The sequence below is a fragment of the Rhodococcus sp. NPDC019050 genome (assembly GCF_055664235.1).
The window spans coordinates 326,838-351,315 of sequence record NZ_JBVOON010000002.1; the positions used below are offsets into that span (position 1 = coordinate 326,838).

Genomic DNA, 24,478 nt, shown 5'->3' on the forward strand with positions numbered 1-24,478 from the left:
GGCTTCCGGCACGCGGCCGAGATGGGAGGGTGACATGACCCAGAATCTTGATCGGTCCCAAGGTTCCGGACCGACGCCGACCCCGGCGTCGACGTCCGCGTCCCGGCGTGTGCGCGCCCGGCTGGCGCGGCGGATCACCGGCCAGCGGGGCACCACCCTCAAGCCGGTCCTCGAGCCGCTCGTCACCATTCACCGAGAGCTGTATCCGAAAGCCGACCTGTCGCAGCTCCAGCACGCCTACGACGTCGCCGAAGAGCGCCACGCGAACCAGAAACGCAAGTCCGGCGACCCGTACATCACCCACCCGCTCGCCGTCTCGACGATTCTCGCCGAACTGGGTATGGACACCACGACGCTCGTGGCGGCACTGTTGCACGACACCGTCGAAGACACCGGCTACGCCCTCGAAGACCTGACCGCGGACTTCGGGGAGGAAGTCGCACACCTCGTCGACGGGGTGACCAAGCTCGACAAGGTGGTGCTCGGCAACGCCGCCGAAGGCGAGACCATCCGCAAGATGATCATCGCGATGGCGCGTGATCCCCGGGTGCTCGTCATCAAGGTCGCGGACCGGCTGCACAACATGCGCACGATGCGGTTCCTGCCGCCGGAGAAACAAGCACGCAAGGCGCGGGAGACCCTCGAGGTCATCGCGCCCCTCGCACACCGGCTCGGGATGGCGACGGTCAAGTGGGAACTCGAGGATCTGTCCTTCGCGATCCTGCACCCGAAGAAGTACGAGGAGATCGTCCGCCTCGTCGCCACGCGGGCACCCTCGCGCGACACCTACCTGGCGAAGGTGCGCGCCGAGATCAACCAGACGCTCACCGCGTCGCGGATCGACGCCGTCGTCGAAGGCCGACCCAAGCACTACTGGTCGATCTACCAGAAGATGATCGTCAAGGGCCGCGACTTCGACGACATCCACGATCTGGTGGGTGTGCGCATCCTGTGCGACGAGATCCGTGACTGCTACGCCGCGGTCGGTGTCGTCCACTCGCTCTGGCAGCCCATGGCCGGCCGGTTCAAGGACTACATCGCCCAGCCGCGGTACGGGGTGTACCAGTCGCTCCACACGACGGTGATCGGCCCGGAGGGCAAGCCGCTCGAGGTGCAGATCCGCACCCACGAGATGCACCGGACCGCCGAGTTCGGCATCGCCGCGCACTGGCGGTACAAGGAAACCAAGGGACGCCACTCCGGCGACGTCGGCGAACTCGACGACATGGCGTGGATGCGGCAACTCCTCGACTGGCAGCGGGAAGCGGCGGACCCCGGGGAGTTCCTCGAGTCGTTGCGGTACGACCTCGCCGTCAAGGAGATCTTCGTCTTCACCCCGAAGGGTGACGTCATCACGCTGCCGTCGGGATCGACACCGGTGGACTTCGCGTACGCCGTCCACACCGAGGTGGGGCACCGCTGCATCGGGGCACGGGTCAACGGCCGTCTCGTCGCACTCGAGCGGAAACTCGAGAACGGCGAGGTCGTCGAGGTGTTCACCTCGAAGGATCCCAACGCCGGCCCGAGCCGCGACTGGCAGTCGTTCGTGGTGTCGCCGCGGGCGAAGGCGAAGATCCGCCAGTGGTTCGCGAAGGAACGCCGCGAAGAGGCGCTCGAGTCCGGCAAGGACGCGATCGGCAAGGAAGTCCGCCGCGTCGGATTGCCGCTCCAGCGGTTGATGAACGCGGATCTGATGCTCGGTGTGGCGCGGGAACTGAAGTACTCCGACGTGTCTGCCCTGTACACCGCCGTGGGCGAACACCACGTCTCGGCGCACCACGTTGTGCAGCGTCTCGTAGCGCTGCTCGGCGGCGTCGGTGGGGTAGAGGAGGAGTTGGCCGAGCGGTCCACCCCGTCGACCATCCCGACCCGGTCGCGGCAGAGCGGCGATTCGGGTGTGCTGGTACCCGGCGCACCGGGCACCGTCTCGAAGCTCGCGAAGTGCTGTACTCCGGTGCCGGGTGACGAGATCATGGGCTTCGTGACCCGCACCGGTGCGGTGAGCGTGCACCGCACGGACTGCACCAACGCCGGTTCGCTGCGGGAACAGGCGGAGCGGATCATCGACGTCGAGTGGGCGCCGTCGCCGTCGTCGGTGTTCCTCGTCGCGATCCAGATCGAGGCACTCGACCGGCACCGGCTGTTGTCGGATGTGACGAAGGCGCTGGCCGACGAGAAGGTCAACATCCTGTCCGCCTCCGTCACGACGACCGGCGACCGAGTTGCCGTGAGCCGCTTCACGTTCGAGATGGGTGATCCCAAGCATCTCGGTCACGTGCTGAACGTGGTCCGCAATGTCGAGGGTGTCTACGACGTATACCGGGTGACGTCCGCGTCCTGACCGGTCACGAGCGGGACTCGGTTACCGAGACTCGCTTACCGAACAAAGGTGTCGTCGGCGCGTCAGCGCACCGCGCCGATGACGACCGGCGTGATCGGCGCGCCGCCGCCGAGTGGATTGGTGCCGTCGTTGCCGCTCGCGGCGGCTGCGTCGAGTACCGGCAGGCCGGCGTCGGCGACGCGCCCGAACACGGAATAGTCCGGGCGTAGGAGCGAGTCGCCGAGGAGCAGGAAGAACTGGCTGCCGTTGGTGTCCGCGACGCCGGTGTTGGCCATCGCGACCGTGCCCCGTGGGTAGACGACCGCGAGGGGACGATACGGCTCCCCGTCGTAGGACTTGACCGGATACTCGTCCTCGAACGTGTATCCGGGTCCGCCCGTACCGGTTCCGCTCGGATCACCACATTGGTAGAGGTGACTGCCCGGGTCGTTGGACAGGCGATGGCACGAAGTTCCCGTGTAGAACCCTCGTTCGGCGAGACTCACGAAACTGTTGACGGTGCACGGCGCCAGCGCGCGATCGAGAACCAGTGGAACCGGCCCGGCCGAGGTGTCCAGCGTCAGATTCACGACGCCGGCTGTGGAGGCGGTCGGCGGTGGTGGTGTGACAGCGTTCTCCTCCCGTTCGGTGTAGGTGCAGGCGACCGTCGGCGCTGCGGGTGGCGGTACCGCCGGGAGCGGGGGGAAGACGGACATGTCGCGCGGCGCTCCCCGTGTGCTCGACTCTCCGGCTGCGAGCGACGGGGACGTCCTGCCGTCGTCGGCAGCACACCCGGTCGCCAGAACTGGCACCGCGGCAACGCATGCCGCCAGAAGGAGGCGGAGCAGAAACGGGCGCACGGAAGTGTCGAGGGTCACAATTCGGGGAGCGTAGCCTACGTCGTCCCGAACGGATAGAGACCACGTGTCGTCTCGACGGACGACAGACAAGCGCCGAAAGATCGCCGATGAGTTCTTGCCGCCGAGCGGGTCTGTACGGGGGACATCCGGCTACGTCAGGAGGCGCGATGCGCACGCTCGCCGTCACCCAGAACATCACCCTCGACGGCTCGATCGAGATGCTGGACGGATGGTTCACCCCGCCCGCCGACGTCGACAACGCGGACCTGCTCGAAGAATCGCGTAGACAGGACGCCGCCGCCGACGCGTTGCTGCTCGGGCGGCAGACGTTCGAGGATTTCCGGGGCTACTGGCCGTTGCAGCGCGATGATCCGGCCGGGATCGCCGCCTACCTCGACCGGGTGGACAAGTATGTGGTCTCGTCGACCCTCACCGAGCCTGCCTGGCGCAACACCACGATCCTGGACGGGGATCCGGTCGCATGTTCGCGCACTCAGGCAGCGTCCCGGTCTCGACATCGTGGCGGCGGGCAGTATCACGTTGTGCCACAGCCTGATCCGAGCCGGTCTGGTCGACGAGTTCCGCTTGTTCGTGTACCCCGCCGTGCAGGGGCGCGGCCGTCGGCTGTTCCCCGAGGGATACACCCGAGGGGGACTGCGCCTGCTGGAGTCCACCGCGTTCCGCGGCGACATCCTTTTCACCCGTTACGCAGCGGCGTGACCGGCCCCGGACGAGACGGTCGCCCGCCCCGAAGTGGGGGGCGGGCGACCGGTTCTTTCCTGGAACAGTCGGATCAGCTCGAGACGGTCACCGATTCGATCTGCACACCGCGGTTCGGAGCGCCACCGCCGGCTGCCATCGAGCCGTCGTCACCCTCGGCTGCCACTTCCTCGATCACGGCGAGTCCGGCTTCGTCCACGGTGCCGAACACCGTGTACGACGGCGGAAGCTGCGAATCCGCGTACACCAGGAAGAACTGGCTGCCGTTGCTGCCGGGACGGCCCGTGTTCGCCATCGCGACGGTGCCACGCGGGTAGATCACCGGCTGCCGAAGCTGGGCGTCACCCTGCTGGTACAGGTTCTCGGGGTACTCGGTGTCGAACCCGTATCCCGGTCCGCCCGTGCCGGTGCCGGTGGGATCTCCGCACTGCAGCACCTGCAGACCGGGAGAGGTCACCAGCCGATGGCACGGTGTGTCGTCGAAGTAACCCTGCTCGGCCAGCGAGACGAAGCTGTTGACCGTGCACGGAGCTTCCGCCCGGTCGAGTTCGAGGCCGATCGGCCCGACGCCGGTGGTGAGCGACACGCCGACGGTTCCGTCGGCGGGTACGTCGGTCGCTGAGGGAGCGTTCACGTCGCGGGCAGGATCACCCGACGGGGTGTACGTGCACGACACCGGATCCCCGCCCGTGGGACGCTCGGGCAGCGTGCCGGTGTACTCCGGCGACTGCGTCGCACCGCTCGCCGCCGTGGCGGATCCGGACGTGGCGGCGGCGTTGTCGTCACCTCCGTCGTCGGAGCATCCGGTCAGGATCAGTGCGAGACCCGCGCCGACGGCGAGGGTGGTACGGAATCGAGTCATCAGTCCATCCTGACCGAGGTGAGTGTCGTGGCTGCGGCGGGGGCACCATCGGCCGCCCCACCGGAGACGCCCGCCTCGGCGATCTTGTCCAGCGTCGCCAGTCCGGTCTCGTCGATCGTGCCGAACACCGTGTACTGCGGCGGAAGCACCGAATCGCCGTACACCAGGAAGAACTGGCTGCCGTTCGTGCCGGGGCCGGCGTTGGCCATCGCCACCGTCCCGCGCGGGTAGATCACCGGTTCCTGGGATGCCGGGTCGTCCGCCGCGTACTGGTCGGTGGGGAACTCGTTCGCGAACTGGTAGCCCGGTCCGCCCGCGCCGCTGCCCGTCGGGTCGCCGCACTGCAGAACCGCCAGTGACGGCGACGTGGTCAGGCGATGGCACGTCGTGTCGTCGAAATAGCCCTGGCTCGCGAGGGACAGGAAGTTGTTGACCGTGCACGGCGAATCGCTGTTGTGCAGCATCAGCCCTATGTTGCCCTGCGACGTCTCCATGCTCACGCTGATATCGGTGTTGCTCTCACCGGTGGTCATGATGCCCTCGGTGCGCGGCGGCTCGACCGGCTTCGCCGGTTCGCCTCCGTCGGCGGGGTACTCGCAGTTCACCGTCTCGGGCAGCGGCTCGGAGCGGCCCGCGGGCAGTGCCGGGTATTCGCTGTCGGCCTCGGTCGTCGTGTCGGCTGCGGACGCGTCCGTTGCGGTGTCGTCGCCACTTCCCGCGACACCCCAGAGTGCGAAGCCTGCCGCGACGACCACCACGACCCCGAGCGCAGAGAGCGCGATCGTCGTGCGGCGGCGCTTGCGCTCGCGTTCGGCCCTGCGCTCGAGCTGCCGTTCGAGTTTGCGTTTCGCAGCATTACGCCGCTGTGCGTTGCTCGGCACTGCAGTTGTCCTCCCGTGACCCGATCGATGGTGTGCCCGCGCTCCGGGGCCGAGTCGAGTTTGCCACCCCAACCTGAGAGCGAAAGGACGGGGCGCTGCGCCTACTCTGTAGGAGACCGCGAATACCCACACCCGTAGGAGCGATGCTCGTGCTCGTGACCGGATTCCCTGCCGGGATGTTCCAGACCAACTGCTACATCCTCGCGCAGGACAACGCGAAGGAGTGCGTCGTCGTCGATCCCGGGCAGGATGCCGCCGAGCCACTGGTGGAATTCCTCATCGGGTCCGATCTCGCTCCGCGCGCCGTACTGCTCACCCACGGCCACCTCGACCACATGTGGTCCGCGCAGACCGTCGCCGATCGCTACGAGATCCCGGTCTACATCCATCCCGGCGACCGCATGATGCTCACCGACCCGCTGCAGGGGATGGGATCGAGCCTCGCGCCCTTCCTCGACGGGGTCGAGTTCGTGGAGCCTCAGCAGGTCGTCGAGTTCACCGACGGTGACGAGATCGAGCACGCAGGTATCGAGTTCGTCGTCGACCACACTCCCGGGCACACCCAGGGCTCGGTGGTTCTGCGCACCCGCACCACCACCCCGGACGGTGCCGAGTTGCAGGTCGCGGTCACCGGCGACACCCTGTTCCAGGGCTCGATCGGCCGCACCGACCTCCCCGGCGGCAACCACGAGCAACTCCTGGATTCGATCGCCCGCAAGTTGCTCGTCCTCGACGACGCCACCGCGATCCTTCCCGGACACGGCGGGTCGAGCACGATCGGCCAGGAACGTACGTCGAACCAGTTCCTCGTCGGCCTCCCGCAATCGCGCTGACGGCTCCGCGCCGCCGGCACCACCGAACCCCCCTCGAGAGAAAGCAGTACCAGTGAGCAAGGCCTCCACGTTCTCGGCGCCCAAGGGTGTGCCCGATTACGTTCCCCCGCAGTCCGCGGAGTTCGTCGCGGTGCGCGACGGCTTGACCCGCGCTGCGCGACTCGCGGGGTACGGACACATCGAGTTGCCGATCTTCGAGGACACCGGCCTGTTCGCACGTGGTGTCGGTGAATCGACCGACGTCGTCTCCAAGGAGATGTACACCTTCGCCGACCGGGGTGACCGCTCCGTCACCCTGCGGCCGGAAGGCACCGCCGGCGTGATGCGCGCGGTGATCGAGCACGGTCTCGACCGCGGGCAGTTGCCCGTCAAACTGTCGTATGCAGGTCCGTTCTTCCGGTACGAACGGCCGCAGGCCGGCCGATACCGTCAGCTTCAGCAGGTGGGCGTCGAGGCGATCGGGGTGGACGATCCGGCGCTCGACGCCGAGGTCATCGCCATCGCCGACGCCGGATTCCGAAGCCTCGGTCTCGACGGGTTCCGGCTCGAGATCACCTCGCTCGGCGACCACACCTGCCGTCCCCAGTACCGGGAACTGTTGCAGCAGTTCCTGTTCGGCCTCCCGCTCGATGAGGAGACCCGCCGGCGCGCCGAGATCAACCCGCTGCGCGTGCTCGACGACAAGCGGCCCGACGTCAGAGCGATGACCGCGGATGCCCCGCTCATGCTCGACCACCTCTCCGACAGCGCGAAGGCCCATTTCGACGAGGTGCTCGGACATCTCGACGCGCTCGGCGTCCCGTACGTGGTCAACCCCCGCATGGTCCGCGGACTCGACTACTACACGAAGACGACGTTCGAGTTCGTCCACGACGGACTGGGCGCCCAGTCGGGCATCGGTGGCGGCGGCCGGTACGACGGTCTGATGGAGCAACTCGGCGGGCAGGCGCTGTCCGGCATCGGATTCGGGCTCGGCGTCGACCGCACGATCCTCGCGCTCGCAGCCGAGGGCAAGACCGCCGGCAACCCGGCCCGGTGCGAGGTGTACGGCGTGCCGATGGGTGACGCGGCGAAGGCTGCGCTCGTTCCGGTCGCCCACAGCCTGCGCGCGGCGGGCATTCGCGTCGACCTCGCCTACGGCGGTCGCGGTGTCAAGGGCGCGATGAAGGCGGCGGACAAGTCCGGCGCCGTGGTCGCGTTGGTGCTGGGGGAGCGCGAACTCGAGGCCGGAGAGATCGTCGTCAAGGACCTCCGCAACGGTGAACAGCAGACCGTCGCGCTCGCCGACGTGGTCGCACGCGTGGGTGAGGTCGTTGCCGGCGGATGACGGGCGAGGCGACTCGGCCGCGAGGGGCCGGGGTGGTTCGCCCGCAGCGGTATCGCTCGATCTGATTCCCGCACGGTTGCTGCGGCCCCGCGTCCGGAAGGTCGCGCTGGCGGCGCTCGCCGTCGGAATCCTCGCGGGTTTTCTCGTCTACCTCGTCGCCCCGTTGTGGGCCGCGGTGCTGGTGGGTGTGCTCGTCGCGGGCCCGCCGACGGTCGGAGCGTTCGCCGCGACCCACCGTCATCTGCGGATCGAGGGCACCGTCGTCACGGTCTCGGGCTTGCTCCGTTCGCGCAGCGTGGATCTCCGGCAACTGGCCGGGGTAGAACTCCTCGTGCGGGTGGGCAGCGTGTCGCAGGCCGTGTTGCGCGTCAACGACGGAAACCACGGATTGGTGACCGTCCCACTCGCGCTGTACGCGGGCGAGGGAGGACGTGAACTCGAGGTGCTCGCACTGCGCACCCTCGCCAACGCGCTCGCCGCGAGCGAACTCGCTCCGGCCGCAGCGATCTCGTCGGTACTGGTGGAACAACTTCGAGCCGAAGCCCGGGGTGCGGGCCTCGCGGAACGCCCACTCTTCCGGGCGATCTCACTCGCGCGGGACGCGGGCCGGGTCCCACAGACCACCCTCACCGACCACGAGGTGGCCTCGCTCGTCGACTGAGCGGCTCATCACTCGGGAGGTTCGAGAATCCAGGTGTCCTTGGTTCCGCCTCCGCGGGCGGAATCGACGACCGTACTTCCCGTCGGGGCCACCCGGGTGAGCAGCGCCGGCGCAACCTGGGCACCGACCGACGCACCGTTGGGGCGCAGATGCACGAATGCCCGCAGGTCGACGGATCGGGGCTGTAGCACCTCGCCGTCGAAAGTGGGATGAGTGGACATCGGCACCACCTCGTGCGCGATGAAACGCTCGGGGTGGGTGAGCAATTCGAGGTGACGCCGGTCGAGTTCGGCAGCGTCGGCCTCGGGTCCCACCGTGATCTCCGCTTCGTCGCCGCCTTCGACGGGCCGGACGACGAGTTCGTCGAGATGGGCGAGGACGTGGTCGCGCTGGGCGCGATCGGCACACACCCACGTGAAGACCTGGTCGAGCAGCGGTCGCTGACCGAGGTAGTACTCGATCATCGCGGGCACGTACCGGTAGACGGACTTGTCGTCACCGACGCCGTTGCCCAGGGCATTGGCCAGGGTGAGAGTGCCCGCACGTACCGCGCCGAGCAGACCGGAACGTAGCGGACGCCCGTCGTAACCGGCCGACGACAGTAGCGTGTCCTCGTCGACCCGGCTGTAGAGCACGTCCACCCGCGTGAACGACGGTCCGTGCTGGACGTACACGACGTCGTCGCGCACGACGAGTTCGCCCGTCTGCACCAGTTCGATCCCGGCGCGGTCGGCGAGCATCGCGTGTTCGAACCATGCCGGATCGTGGCCGCCGGCACTCAGTACGGCAACGTTGATGTCGTCACCCGCTGCCGGGGGCGCAGCGTCCACGAGGGTGCGGAAGACCAGATCGGAGGTGCTGTCGACATCCACGATCCCGGTGGCAGGCCAGAGGTCGCCGAGGAAACGCCGGGTCATCGACCGGTGCGCCATCGCATATCCGGCCCCGGTGGGACGGCGGAGGTGATCTTCGAGCACGACGAAGCGATCCGGGCCCGTACACGCTACGTCGACCGCGGAGATGTGCGCGCGAACGGCACGCCCGAGCGAGGCGTCTCCGGTGCTCCGGTAGCCGCGGGCGAGATCGAGAACGCCCGGTGGAATCACGCCCGCCGCGACGATCTCCCTCCGGCCGTAGATGTCGACGAGAAAAGCGTTCAAGGCGATGGCACGCTGTTCGAGCCCGCGTTGGAGGTCCTGCCATGCCTGTGCTGTGAGGATCCGGGGCACCACGTCCATCGGGAACGGCTGCGGACTGCCCTCACCCCGGGGACGGAAGGTGACCATCTCCGCACTCTGGGTGTGCGCGATCGCGTCCTGCGACATGCGTAGCGCGGTGGCGCCGAGACGCGCGAGCGATTCCAGCGGACGCAGGTAATGCGCCCGCGGCGCACCGTCGCTGCCGATGGCTTCGTCGTACGGCGCCTCGTCACGCGCCGGCGGGTACCCGTGGAGCAGCGCACACGGTGATTCGGTGCCGGTGTCGGCCTGCTCGACGTCACCGGCCGTCTCGGCGAGAAGATGATCGACGGCGTCGGTCAGCTTGCCGCGGCGACGCAGCGCCCTGCGCTGCCGAGCGGACGAACTTCCGAGCGCGGCAGCGTCGCTCGCGAGTTCCGTCACGAGTTCCCAATCGCCGTTGTCTTCGAGTTGCGGCCGCAGGGTGCCGACGAAGCGCGAGAGAATGTCGGCGGCGGGGCGAGGGAGTGCGGCACCGAGGTCGACGAGGTCGCCTTCCATGCCGCTTCTCGCCGCGCGCCACATCGCTGCCCGGACGAGGGTCGGCGACGGCACCGGCGGCGGATCTCCTGCGCGCAACACCGCGATCTCACGATCGACGAGGGCGCGGTACAGGCCGGTGATCAGCGTGATGGTGTCGACCGAGGGGCAGCTGTCGCACACGCGCAGTTCGAGGGTGGGTACGTGCGAGGACGGACGCACATCGAAGTACACCATTCCCGGATCGGTGATCACTCCGCTCGATACCAGATCGGCGACCAGCCGGTCGTACTCGGCGGCCGACGACACCGGCGCGGCGGGCCCGGTGGTGGGCCAGCGGATCCACATCAGTGGCCGGACGCTCGCGTATCCGGTGTCGGAACCGTCCGGCCAGAACGGGGAACTCGCGCTGAGTGCGAGGAACAGTGGCAGGTGCGGAGTGATCCGATGGGCCACCCGAACCGCCTCGTCGCGGTCGAAGATCTCGACGTGGACCTGGGTGCCGCAGATGAGCTGTTCGCGTGCGAGCAGTTGGTACTCGGTGAGCATGCGGTGGAACCGGGGAGTCTCGCTGACGCGGATTTCCTCCGGCACAGCCAGAGGCGCCGATCCCGCCGCCGCCACCCCCAGACCCATCGTCGCGGCAGTCGACACCAGCAGTGCGCGCTTGGCCCGGAGGTCTGATCGCAGGGCTGCGAGATCGGTGTGGACCGCACTGTTCGCTTCCACGACGCACCGTTGCATCTCCTCGACGAAACCGGCGTCGGAGAGGCGGGCGAGCAGTTCGGGTGCTCGCGGCACGAGACGTCTCGTCCTCACGTCGATGAGCTGAAACTCCTCTTCGACCCCGATCTGCCTCGGATGCACATCGACCACCCTCACGACGGTACGCGCGAGGAGCTTCGTCCCGGCGGCGCTTCGGAAACCGGTCGGTCACGAACGGAACGGCCCGTTACACTGCCCGTCACCAGGAGGGATCTCCGCCGATCACGGCGGGCGTGACCAGCGGCAGGTGTCCCACGACATCCGTGGTCGTCGCCGCGGCGACGAGGAATCCGGGGGTGGTACGGGACGAGGCCTCGGCGTCCTGACGCGTCCCACCGGTCATCGGGAGGGCGCCGACCCCCGGTCCGCGTCCTGCACTGCCCCCCGCGCCCGTCCCGCCCGTGCCCGCCGCCGCCGCGGCGGACGGAACCGGCGCGATCGGGACGGCCGAATGCAAGCCGGCGGGGCTCGAGCCGGAGACTCCGTACCCGACCGGTGCCCCGAAGCCGGACGAGACACCACTCCCGGCAGCAGCGCTCGGCATCGTCTGCGCGAGGACGTGTGCCGCAGGGGCCGACGGTGCGTAGGCCGTCGGGATGGTGGACGCCTCGGCACCCGGGACGCCAGCGGAACCCGCCATCGCGGAGACCGCGCCCGTGACCGTCGACACGGCGTCGGTTGCGGCGCCGGAGATCGCCCGAGGGTCGGCGAGCGCAGTGGCCACCGGGGCGGGTACCGGAATCGGCGTGGTCAGGGCACTCATCGCACCGGTATGTACCGCGAGTTCCCCCCGGGTCCGCGCGACGACGGCGAGTGCAGCGTGCAGATGCTCGACCGCGGACGCGAGGAGGGCAGCCTGGCCGACCGGCGTGATCGCCACGGGTGCCGCAGCAATCGCAATCGAGACGAAAGAGCTTGCGATGCCGGTCAACTCGATGTTTCCTCGCTCCACCGTGGCGGTGGCTGCGCGGGTCACGTCGCCGATCCGGTCGCCGCGGTCGGTGAGTTCGACCGTCGCCTGCCGGGCGCGGAGACCGTGGTCGGCGGCAGCATCGGCGGTGGTCCCCTCCCACGATTCGGGAAGAGCGTGAAGTGCGCTGCGCCCCAGGGCAGTCGCGGTTTCCAGCAACCGTGATGCCTGCTGCAGCACCGTGGAGGGATCGAGGGCCTCGACGATCCCGGTGCCGAAGAGCGACCCCAGTTCGGTCAACGGGCGCAGGATCTCCTGGATCTCGGGCAGGACCGGTACCGGAATCGAGTGCAGGAGTTCGGTGAGCGCGTTCGTGTCGGGCAACTGCGGGAACTCGCCGGAGAACGGTACGGGCCCTGCGATCACCGGCAGCGGTGCGTCCAGGAGCGGTCCGGCCGGAGACGCGCGGAGGGCGTCGAGCACGGTCGGGGGCGTCGGGGGAGCGGCTTGCACAACCTGGTTCACAGCGCCCCCGTTGCGTGCGTGAGTGCGTGAGCCGTTGCGCCATCGGCGATTTCGTAACCTGCCGCCGCCTCGTGCGCCGCGACCCCGCAGGATCCGTATGCGAGAGCGAGCTGAGCGACGGCCCGGCTGTGTTCGGATTGCGCCGCACCGAAGACGGCGAGGAACTCTGCGCCGATCAGCCCCAGAGCCGGGCTGAGCGAAGCGATGTTGGCGTGCAGGTCGATCGCACCGGCGTGCGCGACACTTTCGGCAGCCTGCAGATTCGTGGTGCCGAATGCCCTGATTCCATCGGGCACCACCCGGATTTCGGCACCCGGAAACAAACCGCTCATCGAACCCCCCTCGAAGATCAGTGTGCCGAGCACTGTAGCTCGAGGTGCCGACGTCGGCGAGACGACGTGGCGAGCGTCCGGCCGTCACGAATTTCGGGACCTCGATGCACCTCCCGGGCTCGACCGGATTCGTTGCGGACCTGTCACAACGACGGGTTGGGACGGATGAACCGTTCGTCGATGTCCCCGATCGACCGCGCGCCCGTCAGGGCCATCGTGAGGTCGAGCTCGGCGACCACGTTGCGGATGACCTCTTCGACGCCCCGCTGTCCCGCGATCGCCAGCCCGTACATGTACGGGCGGCCGAGCAGTACCGCGTCGGCGCCGAGTGCGAGCGCCACGACCACATCGGCTCCGGTTCGTATTCCGCTGTCCAGCAACAGGGTCGGTTCTCGCCCCACGGCAGCGCGGATCTCGATCAGGGCGTCGAGGGACGCGATCGCCCCGTCGATCTGGCGTCCGCCGTGGTTCGACACGACCATCGCGTCGACACCGAGATCGACGGCGCGGCGAGCATCGTCGGGATGCAGAATCCCTTTGAGCACGATCGGAAGTTTCGTGCGGTCGCGCAGCGTCGCCAGATGTTCCCAGCTCAGACCGGGATTGGAGTAGATGTCGAGGAATGTCTCTGCGGCAGCGCGCGGCACCGGCGAACGCAGGTTGTCGAGGAATCCGCCCGGATGGTTGCGGGTCATCGAGAGCAGCGTGCGGATCGCGCCCACCGTCACGTCCGGTCGTTCCGCGACCGCGTTCCGGGCGGCCTCGATCCGCTGCCGGACGATTTCCCGGAAACGAGGATCGGAGGTGTACTGGGCGATGCCTTCCCCTCGCGCGAACGGCAACGAACCGAGTGTCAGGTCCTGGGGGCGCCACCCGAGCATCGTCGTGTCCAGAGTGACGACGACGGCTTCGGCTCCGGCCGCTTCGGCCCGCCCGAGGAGGCTGTCGACGAGATCCTCGTCGGAACTCCAGTACAGCTGGAACCAGCGTGGTGCCGTGCCCATCGCGGCGGCGCACTCCTCCATCGGACTGCAACCCTGATTGGAGAAGATGTACGGCACTCCCGTCGCGGCTGCGGCCCGGGCAATCTGCAGGTCACTGTTCCGCGCCATCAGTGCTCCGGCGCCTACCGGGGCGAGCAGCAGCGGCGACGACAACGACGTGCCCATCACTGTCGTAGCCAGATCGCGCTCGGTCACCCCGTGCGCCATGCGCGGGATGATCGCCCACCGGTCGAATGCGCGCCGGTTGTTGCGCATCGTGCGTCCTTCACCGGCGCCGCCGGCCACATAGGCCCAGGCTCGTTTCGAACTGGCGCTCCGCGCAGCGCGTTCGAGGTCGCCGAATGCGGTGGGCACCGCGGGGCGCCGGCCGAGTGCGCCGTTGCGGTAGACCACGCCTTGACGGTCTCGGCCGGGGCCTGCGGTCGCGGGAACGGCGGTGTCGGTCACGGGTTTCCTTTCTCGAGGACGGTGGTGCACAGATCCTTCCCCACATCGGGGAATCAGGAAACCGCGGCGATCGCGCTGAGCTGATCCTGTAGGGCCACGGCAATACCGTGGATCTCGGGAACGAGGTCGGGATCGGCGATGATCGTCACCGTCAGTACACCCGCGTACGACAGTGCCGCGAAAGCGACGCCGACGTTCCCCGTCCCGACGATCATCGGCGCGATCGACGTGACCGGGAGATCGCCGACCGTCAGTGGTGAGGGCGGACCGGGCAGGTCGGACAGAAACGAATTGACCAGGTGCTGGCGGTCCACGAAGAACCGGAACACCCCGAGAGCCGCCAGAGTCCGGAACCACGGGCCCGTCAACGCGGCAGACCGACCCCGGACACCCGGTTTCTGCATGCGGGTGCTGCGCGAGACGGACTCCAGTCGCTGCCCCGGTGTTCCCGTCAGCGGCACCCGCACGGGCATGACGCCGACCTGATTGCCCAATTGCCCACCGGCGTCGGCGCCACGCGCGGAAACCGGTACCGAGATCACCAGGTCGGCCGGGAACTCGCCGCGTTCGTGCAGAACCGTGGCCAGAGCGCCGCCTACGGCGACCAGCAGCACATCGTTGACCGTCGCATTCCAGCGTCGGCCCGCGCGGCGAAGCGTGTCCAGTTCCGCCTCCACCGACGCGACCGCACGACGAGGACCGGTGGGCGCGTTCAAAGAACACCTCGGGGCGCGCCCGCCGGTACCCCGTCCGAGTTCTGCCCACGCGGCCGGCAGACCCGCGACGGTCCGCGGAAGTCGCCGAAGTGCATCGAGACGTCCGACGATGTTGTCGGCAAGCAGTTCTCGGGTTCGGGGCCGTACGGCAGCCAGGTGGTCGTGCGTGAGTGCCGGCGCGTTCGGACCGTCGACGAGACGCGCCAGGATCGCCAGGCCTCCGATGCCGTCGGCCAGCACGTGGTGCATCACCATCACCAGCGCCTGCCGACAGTAGGGATCCGTGATGTCCGTGACGACGATCGCTCGCCACAGCGGCCGGGCGCGCGGCAACGGCCGCGTGAGTGCGTCCACTCCGACGGACATCGCGGCATTCCGGTCACCGGGGGCGGGGCACCGCACCTGCGACAGGTGCGTTTCGAGGTCGAACTGCTCGTCGTCGAACCAGTAGGGGCGCCCGAGGCCGCGGACCGGTTCGATCAGGCGTTCCCGCAAGCGCCGGATCCGAACGAGTCGGTCGGCGATGGTGGATCGCAGGCTCTCCGGGCCCGGCACATCACCGCCGGCGAGGAAGATCACCGCACCGACGTGCAGAGGCGCCGGTCCGACGTCCGAGACGAGTTCGGTCAGGTCGCCGGATCCGATGCGGTCTATCCGTCTCGACTCCGCCATTGTTCGAGGATTGCAGATGTCGCTGCCTGATGCGCTTCACGCGGGTCGGCAAGTCCAGGTCCGGGTCGGCGCGACGGCGGTGAATTCGTTTCGGTACCTGCTCCGATCACCGCGTCGAGCAGCCACTCGGCACGGTCGAGCGTTGACACGTGATCGCACGTATGTTCGACTGTAGCGATGCGGTGGGCAGCTCAGGCGGTGGACGCGGATGACGGTGCTCTCCCCGGTCTCGACCGGGCGGGCCTCGTGCGAAGCGTGCAGACACCGGAGTTCGAGGGCATCACCTTCCACGAGGTGCTGTGCAAAAGCGCCCTGAACAAGACGCCCGAGGCGTCCCGGCTGCCCTTCCGGTACACGGTGAACACGTTCCGGGGTTGCAGTCACGCGTGCCGTTACTGCTTCGCGCGGCCCACGCACGAGTATCTCGATCTCGACGCCGGGCACGACTTCGACAGCCAACTTGTGGTCAAGACGAACGTGGGTGCGGTGTTGCGCCGGGAACTCTCGCGCCGGTCCTGGACCCGAGAGCACGTCGCGCTGGGGACCAACACCGATCCGTATCAGCGCGCCGAAGGTCGCTACCGGCTCATGCCGGGCGTCATCCGGGCACTCGCCGAATCGGGCACACCGTTCTCGATTCTCACCAAAGGCACCTTGCTTCGTCGCGATCTGCCGCTGTTGTCGGCGGCCGCCCGGCAGGTCGACGTGCGGGCCGCGGTGTCCCTCCCGATCGGCGACCACGATCTGCAGCAGCAGATCGAGCCCGGAACTCCCTCTCCCAGAGCGCGCCTGGATCTGATCCGCGCGCTCACCGACAGTGGGCTGCCGTGTCACGTGATGGTCGCGCCGGTCATCCCGTTCCTCACCGATTCGAACCGGCACCTCGACGAGCTCTTCGCGTCCATCGCCGCCGCCGGTGCGTCATCCGTCACCGTGATACCGATGCATCTGCGCGGTTCCACCCGAGGATGGTTCCTGTCCTGGCTGTCGGAACACCACCCGGCCCTGGTGCGGCGGTATCGCGCTCTCTACGGACGCGGCGCGTACGTGTCGCCGGAATACTCTCGCTGGCTCGACGCCCGGGTCGCGCCGCTGATCCAGCGCTACGGCCTCGGTGGCAAGCCCTCGGAGCACCGAGATATTCCGAGTGCCTCCCACACTCGTGATCGCGAGCCGGTGGACGCTGTGGGCGCTCCCACCCTGTTCTGACGCTTCTCCCGCCGGAAAGCGTCGTCCCGTCCGTTGTTGCGGTGTACCCTCGTCCGCGTGAACACCGGGCCGGCATCATGCCACACACGGATTGGTGATCCGGTGGAGTTCTGAACAACGTCGCGGCCCCGAATCGGCGCTGCAGCAACGCTGTTCGGGCACCACCTCGTTTCGTGAAGCGAGCACAATTTCTCCACTCCACGAATCGAAAGCGAGATCCCACATGTCCGTCACGTTCAATCACACGATTATCGCGTCGAAGGACCGCGCCCGGTCGGCGGCGTTCTTCCGCGATCTGCTCGAACTCGGTGAAGCACCGTCATGGGGTGTATTCACCAATGTTCTCCTCGACGACGGTGTCCTCCTCCAGTTCGCCGAACCGCCGGTCACCATCCAGATGCAGCACTACGCCTTTCTGATCGACGACGACCTGTTCGATCGCGCATATGCGAGATTGGTCGAAGCCGAAATCGACCATTGGGCCGATCCACAGATGCGCCGCAAAGGCGAATGCAATTCCGGGCACGGCGGACGAGGCGTGTATTTCTTCGATCCTTCGGGCCACGCCATCGAACTGATCACCCGTCCGTATCTGTAACGTCTGGGAGCGTACCGAGCCGGATCCGTCCGAAATGGAGAGTCTGATGACCGAAGCGAATGTGGCAGGAGAAATACCTCTCCGGATCATCGATGTCGTCGACCTCCCCGCGTCGGCGCTCGAGGAGTTCTACGACGACATTCTGACCCCGTCGTTCCCGGACGAAGAACTGCTCACGTCCGACGATCTGGCGGACGCTCTTGCCGATCCAGGCAAAGGCATGTTCGCATCGGTCGCGCTGACCGATCGGAACGAGGTCGTCGGTGGCGCAGTGGGCCAATGGTTCCCGGAATGCAGGGTGCTCCTCACGGTCTACCTTGCGACGCACCCGGGGCGGCGGGGCGGCGGAATCGGCCGGCGAATACTGCGCACGGTGACGGAGGACTGGAGGCGTCGCTTCGATCCGCTCCTCGTTCTCGGCGAGGTGGAGGATCCACGTCACCATCACGACCGGGGGTTCGGAGATCCCGGACGACGGCTGGCCTTCTACGCGAGTGAGGGCGCTCGCGTGATCGACGTCCCCTACTTCCAGCCGCGCTTGCGGCCCGAGGAGGTGCGGGTCCCCGATCTGCTGCTGATGACGTTCGCCGTCCACGAGCAGTTCGGGCTCGGCTCCACCGTGGATTCGGCGCCGGTCCGATGCTTCCTGGAGAAGAATCTGCTGTCGAGCGAAGGAAGAATCAGCGACGACGCCGAAACCGAGGCGCTCTGGGAGGCCCTCAGCGATCCGGTCGTCGCGCTCCTCGATCCCGACGACGTGCTCTCCGAGCCCTGAGAAGGTGTTGTCTACCCGGGAAGGTCGAGCTGGAACTTCTCCAGCACGGTACGCGCTTCATCGGTGATCGGGCGGCTGCCGCCACTGATCGCGGTGCTCACGTCGACCGAATCCGCGAGCGCGACACACCGGTCGTGCTGGAAGAGCGCTGAGCCCACGACCAGCGACGATGTCCCGACGCGGAGGATTCCCGTCGCCACGACGACCTCGTGGGGATAGAAGACCTCGGCGAGATAGTCGATCTCGATGCGTGCGAGAACCGCACGTTCGAACAGGGGACTGCCGTGCGACGGTGCGACCGCTTCCACGATCATCACGCGGGCCTGTTCGAAATAGCGCGCGATCGAGATGTTGTTGATGTGCCCGAGCGCGTCGGTGTCGCTGAACAGCGGCGTGAGGGTGCGCGTGATGGGGTAGAGGTCGAGCGAGGTGCGTCGCGGATCGGGTACCGCCTTCAGGTATTCGGTTCTCTGGCGGTACCCAACCTAGCGGCCCGTGCGGTAGGGGCTTTCAGGCGAGTCGGCGACGTTCGAGCAGGCGAGTCCGCATTTCGGTGAAGGCGTTGCCCATCGCCGAGACCTCCTCGGGGGTGAGCACGTCGAACATCGCTTTGCGCACTGCCGCGACGTGCCCCGGGCTCGCCTCGGTGAGGACGGCCGAACCGTCGTCGGACAACTCCGCCCAGGCGCCGCGTTTGTCGGACTCGCACCCGACACGACGTACCCATCCCGCCTTCTCCATCCGCGAGATCGCACGCGTGATCCCGCTGCGGGTGGTCGTGCTCGCGTCGGCGAGATCGCTCATCCTCATCCGCATGCCGGGAGCCTCGGAGAGAAGGACGAGAATCTCGAAGTCGGCGAAGGAGACGCCCGCATCGCAGAGCAGTTGTTTGTCCAGTTCGCGGAACAACATGCGCGTGACGTCCAGGTAGGACCGCCACAACATCTGTTCCTCGTCGCTCAGCCATTTGGTCGCCATGACCCGAGTCTAACGCAAGTAGTTGACTACGCAACGAAATTTATGTCACGCTGGCTGTGGAATCAACGAAGTGCCCCGGCGCAGCATCGCCGTGGACGGAGGAGGTCGGGATGACCGGCAACGACAACATCGATGCGGCGGGGGAGTTCGAACGCCGACGCGACCGAATCCGCTCCCGTTACCTCGCACCCGCGGCCACCAGGCCGGAGTCCTCGGCGCGGGGCCTGCATCACACCGCCCTGCTGAGCAGCGACGTGGAACGCACGGTGCAGTTCTACCAAGGCCTGCTCGAATTTCCGCTCACCGAACTGATCGAGAACCGGGACTATGCGGGGTCCTCACACTTCTTCTTCGACATCGGACATCGAAACCTGCTGGCATTCTTCGATTTCCCCGGTCTCGACCTCGGCCCGTACCGGGAAGTCCTCGGAGGGCTTCACCATGTGGCGATCAGCGTGGAACCCGATCGCTGGAACTACCTGCGCGGCAAACTGATCGATGCCGGCGTCGAACTCGCCGAACACTCCGAGGTCTCGCTCTACTTCCGGGACCCGGACGGAGCACGACTCGAACTGATCGCCGACCCGCTCGGAGAAATGTACGGATCGACGGTGCTCTGACCGGTGCCGTCGTCCAGCCCAAGCTCTCGCCCGTCCTCGATCGGAGGCACCTGACCCCATGAGTAACCTCGACGCAGACCCTACCGAGATCCGTTGTCGTGCCGACGATCTCCCCGTCGGTGACGCACGGCATCCCCACGTCGAAATCATCACCTCGCGTGAGGTCCCACTCGGTGGTCCCCGCGCCATGCCCGTCCGCCGCACGCTCCCGCAGCGTCAGCGCTCTCTGATCGGCGCATGGTGCTTCGTGGACCACTACGGACCCGACGATGTCGCCGCGACCGGCGGTATGGACGTCGCACCGCACCCGCATACCGGCCTGCAGACCGTCTCGTGGCTGTTCACCGGCGAGATAGAACACCGCGACAGCCTCGGTGTGCACGCGATCGTCCGTCCCGGGGAGGTCAACCTCATGACGGGCGGTCACGGCATCTGCCATTCGGAGGTCTCGACGCCGTCCACGTCGACCCTGCACGGCGTCCAACTGTGGGTAGCCCTGCCCGACGCCGCACGGAACACCGAGCGCGACTTCCAGCATTACGTGCCACCCGCCACCGAACTCGGCGGCGCGAGGGCACGGGTGTTCCTCGGCACACTGGCGGGTGCAACCTCGCCGGTGACCACGTTCACGCCTCTACTGGGGGCGGAAATCGTCCTCGACCCGGGATCGACGGTCGTTCTCGACATCGATCCCGGCTTCGAACACGGGGTCCTCGTCGACACCGGATCGGTCGCGCTGTTCGGCACGCCGTTGTCGCGCGCCGACCTCGGATATGTGGGGACCGGTGTTCCCTCGCTGACGATGACCAATACCGGCGACGAACCCGCGCGACTGATCCTGCTCGGCGGTACGCCGTTCGGCGAGGAAATCGTCATGTGGTGGAACTTCGTCGGCCGCGACCACGACGAGATCGCCGCCTTCCGGGACGAATGGGAACACGAATCCGAACGCTTCGGCACGGTGGAGGGCTACGTGGGCGCCGTCCCGCGCCTTCCCGCACCGAAGTTGCCGCAGGCCCGCATCCGCCCGCGCCGCAATCCGCCCACTGCGAACCCACTCCGCTCCACCCAGGAAGAGAAACGATGAGTACCACAACGCACGGCCCCGTTCTCGACGTCCGACGCGCGGACGCCCGTGACAAGACCAGGATCGGGTGGCTCGACTCCAAGCACTCGTTCTCGTTCGGTCACCACTACGACCCGGCCAACACCCACCACGGGGTGCTCATGGTCAACAACGACGACATCGTCGCGGCGGGAACGGGTTTCGATACCCACCCGCACCAGGACATGGAAATCGTGACGTGGGTACTCGAAGGCTCACTCGTCCACCAGGATTCGACCGGTAACTCCGGGGTCCTCTACCCGGGCCTGGCCCAGCGCATGAGCGCGGGCACGGGAATCCTGCATTCCGAGAAGAACGATTCGTGGCGTATCGACACTGCCGCCGACCGCCACGACAACCCGGTCCATTTCGTCCAGATGTGGGTACTGCCCGACGAATCCGGCATCACCCCGGGCTACGAGCAACTCGAGATCGACAACGAACTTCTCTCGGGCGGACTGGTTCCGGTCGCATCGGGCATGAAGGCGTACGCCGATCACTCGGCCATCCGCATCCGCAACAAATATGCCGCGATGCATGTCGCACGAGTGCAGCCCGGACACCCCGTCGTTCTTCCGGACGCGCCGTACCTGCACGTCTTCGTCGCGCGCGGTGAGGCGGCACTCGAGGGTGTGGGGCCACTGGCAGAAGGGGACGCCGTGCGGATCAGCGGTGGTGGAGGACAGCAGGTCACCACAGCCACCGGCGCAGAGGTCCTCGTGTGGGAAATGCACGCCACCCTGGGGCAGCCCGGAGCCTAGGTATTCTCGCCCGGCGCCCTCACCCCTGCGAGCCGGGGGAGGACCGCTGATAGGTCAGCTCCCAAGCGCGGGTTCCGCAGCCCACCCGGCGCCAACCGTCCCCGTCGATCCGGTGGGTCAAGTCGGTAAGGCTCTCGGTCATTCCGGGAGCCCATTGCTCCTGCGGCGGTTCCGGTCCCCACACGCGCGGCACGGGAAAGGTCCGGCCGTAGTAGCGCGGTTCGCCGTCGACGATCCCCACGAACCGCATGTAGGCGTTGCCGGACTGTGAGGGCAGGGTGGCGAGAAGCGCAGCCCACCACCGTCGGGCGCCTACCTCTTCGAGTTCGACTCGCAAGGTCTCCGTGACGTCTGGCATCAGATCCCGGTCCCTCCGGCTGGGGTTTTCGCAAGCTATCACTCGGGGCCTTCCGGCGCGCCCGAAGCGAGACGGTCACGCCGAAGCGGTCGTACGCGGGGTCGTAGGCTCGTGTGGTGAACGAACCGTCGACCGACCTTGTTGCCGCCGCAGTCGCCTTGCTCGAGGAACGGGGCGCGTTGACGGGAGACCAACTGGCCGCCGCGCTGTCGGCGGACGGATTCGGGGACGCGGCGATGCTCGCGACGGCCCTCGAACTGGGCGACGCCCTCGATGATCCACGCGTCATGCACCTCGCCGACGGCAGGTTCGTCACGCCCCGGAACCTGCTCGAAGGACGCATCTGGACACACCGACTCACCGCCGGGGAGATCTCCGCGGACGCCGTCGAACTGTTCGATGTGATGCTGCCGGTCTGCCTGCCGAGCGCCGATCCGGAGATACGCGTCGCGATGCCCGGTGAGGAGTCCTTCGACGAGCGGGGATTGCCCGGCGTGTCCTGGGCAAACTTCGGGGTTCTGATGTTCCCCGAAGGGTTCCTCGCCGACACCACCGTCGGTGACCTGATCGCGGTGACATGCGTCGGCGGAGAACTCGTCGTCGATCCGCATCCGAATCAGAACGCCGGCCGCGGGAGCCTGGGGCACTGGATGATCGACCGGGCCGCGCTGTCGGCGGACCCGGACGACGCACTGTATCCGGACACCGATCTCTTCGTGGCCCTCGCGGACGACAACGACCTGGTGCGCGACGAGTGCCTGCCCCTCGGAGAGCAACTCGAAGGCGCGGGACTCGTGCGCGACGGCTACCGGCTGGTGCGGTCCGGAACGGTCACCGCGAGCCCGACCGGTGGATACCTCGTCGAAGTCGCCACCGAATCCTTCTCCAGGGCATTCGGGCTCGACAACCGTTCCGCGCGAGGCGCAATGGCGTTCCTCGCTCTCGCGGGCTCGCTCGCCGTCGGCAGTGACAGTGCCGCCACCGTCGACTCTCATTTCGCCGAGCCGGGAGACTTCGCCGGCCTGGCAGAGCCGCAGGTCGCGCGGCTGTGTGTGGACGAGGCACTCGGGCGGTTGGATTTCGATCCGCGCGTAGTAGCAGAAGCCGCCGAGCAGGTCGCCCGCCGTGGACCGCGGGACACGCTCGCCGGTGCGCTGTGGATCGGTGGCCGGGCCGCACAGGCTCACGGTGAGATCGGCGAGGCCGAACGACGCTACGAACTCGCCGTCGCCGCGAAATCGGACTTCGGGCCGGCGCTCGAAGACCTCGCGACGATCGCCGCGGTGAAAGGTGATGCAGCGGGTGGACTTCGCCTCCTCGAACGTGCCGACGGAGGCACCGAGCACAGCATGTATCCGTTTCTCCGGCGCTTCGAGCCGGCCGAGCATCCGGAACCGGGACGCAACGACCCGTGCTGGTGCGGATCCGGCCGCAAGTACAAGATGTGCCACCTCGGCCGGGCCGACGCCACCCTGAGCGAGCGGGCGGTGTGGCTGTACGCGAAGGCGAGTCTCGTGCTCGACGAACCGCGGTGGACAACGGTGCGCGCGGAACTCGACCGCGTGGCCGGGACGAGCGCGGACGAATCGGAGACGAGCCAGCTCGTCGCCGATGTCACGCTGTTCGAGGCGGGCGCATTCGCAGAGTTCGTCGACAACTGGTCGGCGCTGCTCCCGGCGGACGAACGCGAGCTGGCGCAGACGTGGAAGGGTGCGGCCCTCGAGGGTTTCGTCGTCGACGCGACGCGGCCGGGCGAGGGACTGACGGTCCGGAATCTGCGCACCGGAGAAACTCTCGATGTCCAGGATCGCACCGTCTCGGAGATTCTCGACGGTGCCACCGTGGTCGTGCGGGTGCTGCCGGTGGGGTCGGAACGGCACAGTTACGGTGGCGTGCACGTCGTACCCCGGGAGCGCCGGGAGAAGGTGCTCGAACTTGTCGCGGACCCGAATCCGGCTGCGGACGATCTGATCCGAGCACTGACCTCCGGGTGAAAACGGAGGCGTGTCTACTTCGCCGAGGCGAACAGGTCGCTCACGGCATCGGTAGCGCTGGCGCAGCGAACGTCGTCGGCATGCAATTGGTGCATGAGAGTCGCTTCGGTCGGCGAGCAGATCCCGTCGAGCACGTTCTCGGACACCACGGCACAGGTGATGCAGCCGGGCGCATATCTGCGGGTCGTCTGCCAACCCTGTTGAACTGCCATCGCACGCACGGCCGCCCATTGGGAAATCTCCGAAGCATCGGGAAATCCCACGAACAACAGGCGTCGCTGGGATGTCTGCATGTGTCGAGCCCCTGTCATGTGCTGTATCTCAGAGCGGTGCGGTATGTGCAGTGATCGGAAAGTGACGTTCCGCACATGCCGTACCCGTGTGAAAACTATGACAGACCCGAACCCCTACTCGCCGGTACGGCGTGTCGTGTCCGGGAACTCAGCGAACGAACAGGTGGGCGACATCGGGAGACACGACGAGGGGCCACCGTGCCGGTGTTTCCGGTCGGTGGCCCCTCGTGGCGT

At 67.6% G+C, this 24,478-nt stretch carries 23 protein-coding genes and 1 pseudogene; 12 read left to right on the forward strand and 12 right to left on the reverse strand.

Features of this window, described 5'->3' with window-relative positions:
- The first annotated feature begins 34 nt into the window (after positions 1 to 34).
- The gene (locus tag AC0B44_RS04145; RefSeq protein ID WP_471901649.1) at positions 35 to 2,341 is read left to right on the forward strand and encodes a RelA/SpoT family protein; all 2,307 of its coding nucleotides are present in this window, start codon (positions 35 to 37) and stop codon (positions 2,339 to 2,341) included.
- A gap of 62 nt (positions 2,342 to 2,403) precedes the next feature.
- On the opposite strand, the gene AC0B44_RS04150 is transcribed toward AC0B44_RS04145, so the two are convergent.
- Positions 2,404 to 3,198, reverse strand: coding sequence for a peptidylprolyl isomerase (locus AC0B44_RS04150; RefSeq protein ID WP_471901650.1), 795 nt, complete (start codon positions 3,196 to 3,198; stop codon positions 2,404 to 2,406).
- Between the two features lie 149 nt (positions 3,199 to 3,347).
- Between AC0B44_RS04150 and AC0B44_RS04155 the strand changes: the two are divergent.
- Positions 3,348 to 3,900 (forward strand): annotated as a pseudogene (locus AC0B44_RS04155) (dihydrofolate reductase family protein).
- A gap of 73 nt (positions 3,901 to 3,973) precedes the next feature.
- Here AC0B44_RS04155 and AC0B44_RS04160 read toward each other — a convergent pair.
- Together AC0B44_RS04160 and AC0B44_RS04165 are read right to left on the reverse strand one after the other, a co-directional pair.
- On the reverse strand, positions 3,974 to 4,762 hold the full coding sequence (locus AC0B44_RS04160; protein WP_471901651.1) for a peptidylprolyl isomerase: 789 nt from the start codon (positions 4,760 to 4,762) through the stop codon (positions 3,974 to 3,976).
- Positions 4,762 to 5,643: a peptidylprolyl isomerase gene (locus tag AC0B44_RS04165; RefSeq protein WP_471901652.1), complete on the reverse strand. Its 882-nt coding sequence runs from the start codon at positions 5,641 to 5,643 to the stop codon at positions 4,762 to 4,764. The genes AC0B44_RS04160 and AC0B44_RS04165 overlap by 1 nt, the downstream gene beginning before the upstream one ends.
- Before the next feature lie 149 nt (positions 5,644 to 5,792).
- Here AC0B44_RS04165 and AC0B44_RS04170 point away from each other — a divergent pair, with 149 nt between their 5' ends.
- The 3 genes from AC0B44_RS04170 to AC0B44_RS04180 are packed head-to-tail and all read left to right on the forward strand — an operon-like array spanning position 5,793 to position 8,464.
- Positions 5,793 to 6,476 (forward strand): MBL fold metallo-hydrolase, encoded by a 684-nt coding sequence (locus AC0B44_RS04170; protein ID WP_471901749.1) that lies wholly within the window; start codon positions 5,793 to 5,795, stop codon positions 6,474 to 6,476.
- A gap of 52 nt (positions 6,477 to 6,528) precedes the next feature.
- Positions 6,529 to 7,803, forward strand: a complete 1,275-nt coding sequence (gene hisS / locus AC0B44_RS04175; protein WP_471901653.1) for a histidine--tRNA ligase — start codon at positions 6,529 to 6,531, stop codon at positions 7,801 to 7,803.
- A complete protein-coding gene (locus AC0B44_RS04180) occupies positions 7,790 to 8,464 on the forward strand; it encodes a hypothetical protein (RefSeq protein ID WP_471901654.1) in 675 nt (224 codons plus the stop codon). The genes hisS and AC0B44_RS04180 overlap by 14 nt, the downstream gene beginning before the upstream one ends.
- Before the next feature lie 8 nt (positions 8,465 to 8,472).
- Here the strand turns inward: AC0B44_RS04180 and AC0B44_RS04185 are convergent, their stop codons facing one another.
- The 5 genes from AC0B44_RS04185 to AC0B44_RS04205 all read right to left on the reverse strand — a co-directional run bounded on the left by AC0B44_RS04185 (position 8,473) and on the right by AC0B44_RS04205 (position 15,553).
- Complete coding sequence (locus tag AC0B44_RS04185) at positions 8,473 to 11,058, reverse strand: glutamate--cysteine ligase (RefSeq protein ID WP_471901655.1); 2,586 nt, start codon at positions 11,056 to 11,058, stop codon at positions 8,473 to 8,475.
- 88 nt (positions 11,059 to 11,146) lie between these two features.
- Positions 11,147 to 12,382, reverse strand: a complete 1,236-nt coding sequence (locus AC0B44_RS04190) for a hypothetical protein (protein ID WP_471901656.1) — start codon at positions 12,380 to 12,382, stop codon at positions 11,147 to 11,149.
- On the reverse strand, positions 12,379 to 12,714 hold the full coding sequence (locus AC0B44_RS04195) for a type VII secretion target (RefSeq protein ID WP_471901657.1): 336 nt from the start codon (positions 12,712 to 12,714) through the stop codon (positions 12,379 to 12,381). The genes AC0B44_RS04190 and AC0B44_RS04195 overlap by 4 nt, the downstream gene beginning before the upstream one ends.
- A gap of 143 nt (positions 12,715 to 12,857) precedes the next feature.
- Positions 12,858 to 14,165 (reverse strand): alpha-hydroxy-acid oxidizing protein, encoded by a 1,308-nt coding sequence (locus AC0B44_RS04200; RefSeq protein WP_471901658.1) that lies wholly within the window; start codon positions 14,163 to 14,165, stop codon positions 12,858 to 12,860.
- Positions 14,166 to 14,218: 53 nt separating this feature from the next.
- Complete coding sequence (locus tag AC0B44_RS04205) at positions 14,219 to 15,553, reverse strand: wax ester/triacylglycerol synthase domain-containing protein (protein ID WP_471901659.1); 1,335 nt, start codon at positions 15,551 to 15,553, stop codon at positions 14,219 to 14,221.
- Between the two features lie 177 nt (positions 15,554 to 15,730).
- Between AC0B44_RS04205 and AC0B44_RS04210 the strand changes: the two genes are divergently transcribed.
- From AC0B44_RS04210 to AC0B44_RS04220, 3 genes are all read left to right on the forward strand, one after another.
- A complete protein-coding gene (locus AC0B44_RS04210; protein ID WP_471901660.1) occupies positions 15,731 to 16,762 on the forward strand; it encodes an Rv2578c family radical SAM protein in 1,032 nt (343 codons plus the stop codon).
- 223 nt (positions 16,763 to 16,985) lie between these two features.
- Positions 16,986 to 17,360 carry a VOC family protein gene (locus AC0B44_RS04215; RefSeq protein ID WP_471901661.1) on the forward strand — a complete coding sequence of 125 codons (375 nt, stop codon included), beginning with the start codon at positions 16,986 to 16,988 and terminating at the stop codon, positions 17,358 to 17,360.
- A gap of 46 nt (positions 17,361 to 17,406) precedes the next feature.
- The gene (locus tag AC0B44_RS04220; RefSeq protein WP_471901662.1) at positions 17,407 to 18,135 is read left to right on the forward strand and encodes a GNAT family N-acetyltransferase; all 729 of its coding nucleotides are present in this window, start codon (positions 17,407 to 17,409) and stop codon (positions 18,133 to 18,135) included.
- Positions 18,136 to 18,146: 11 nt separating this feature from the next.
- On the opposite strand, the gene AC0B44_RS04225 is transcribed toward AC0B44_RS04220, so the two are convergent.
- Both AC0B44_RS04225 and AC0B44_RS04230 read right to left on the reverse strand, forming a co-directional pair.
- Positions 18,147 to 18,593, reverse strand: coding sequence for an acyl-CoA thioesterase (locus AC0B44_RS04225; protein WP_471901750.1), 447 nt, complete (start codon positions 18,591 to 18,593; stop codon positions 18,147 to 18,149).
- Positions 18,594 to 18,645: 52 nt separating this feature from the next.
- A complete protein-coding gene (locus AC0B44_RS04230; protein WP_471901663.1) occupies positions 18,646 to 19,113 on the reverse strand; it encodes a MarR family winged helix-turn-helix transcriptional regulator in 468 nt (155 codons plus the stop codon).
- 110 nt (positions 19,114 to 19,223) lie between these two features.
- Between AC0B44_RS04230 and AC0B44_RS04235 the strand changes: the two genes are divergently transcribed.
- Genes AC0B44_RS04235 through AC0B44_RS04245 form a run of 3 tightly spaced genes read left to right on the forward strand, consistent with a single transcriptional unit; the run spans position 19,224 to position 21,599 of the window.
- Positions 19,224 to 19,733 (forward strand): VOC family protein, encoded by a 510-nt coding sequence (locus tag AC0B44_RS04235; protein ID WP_471901664.1) that lies wholly within the window; start codon positions 19,224 to 19,226, stop codon positions 19,731 to 19,733.
- Positions 19,734 to 19,791: 58 nt separating this feature from the next.
- Positions 19,792 to 20,820 carry a pirin family protein gene (locus AC0B44_RS04240; RefSeq protein WP_471901665.1) on the forward strand — a complete coding sequence of 343 codons (1,029 nt, stop codon included), beginning with the start codon at positions 19,792 to 19,794 and terminating at the stop codon, positions 20,818 to 20,820.
- Entirely contained in the window at positions 20,817 to 21,599 is a 783-nt protein-coding gene (locus AC0B44_RS04245; RefSeq protein ID WP_471901666.1) for a pirin family protein, read from the forward strand. The genes AC0B44_RS04240 and AC0B44_RS04245 overlap by 4 nt, the downstream gene beginning before the upstream one ends.
- 19 nt (positions 21,600 to 21,618) lie before the next feature.
- On the opposite strand, the gene AC0B44_RS04250 is transcribed toward AC0B44_RS04245, so the two are convergent.
- Complete coding sequence (locus AC0B44_RS04250; RefSeq protein WP_471901667.1) at positions 21,619 to 21,957, reverse strand: hypothetical protein; 339 nt, start codon at positions 21,955 to 21,957, stop codon at positions 21,619 to 21,621.
- Positions 21,958 to 22,073: 116 nt separating this feature from the next.
- Here AC0B44_RS04250 and AC0B44_RS04255 point away from each other — a divergent pair, with 116 nt between their 5' ends.
- A complete protein-coding gene (locus AC0B44_RS04255; protein WP_471901668.1) occupies positions 22,074 to 23,951 on the forward strand; it encodes a YecA family protein in 1,878 nt (625 codons plus the stop codon).
- A gap of 14 nt (positions 23,952 to 23,965) precedes the next feature.
- Here the strand turns inward: AC0B44_RS04255 and AC0B44_RS04260 are convergent, their stop codons facing one another.
- Positions 23,966 to 24,244 (reverse strand): hypothetical protein, encoded by a 279-nt coding sequence (locus AC0B44_RS04260; RefSeq protein ID WP_471901669.1) that lies wholly within the window; start codon positions 24,242 to 24,244, stop codon positions 23,966 to 23,968.
- Positions 24,245 to 24,478 lie beyond the last annotated feature (234 nt).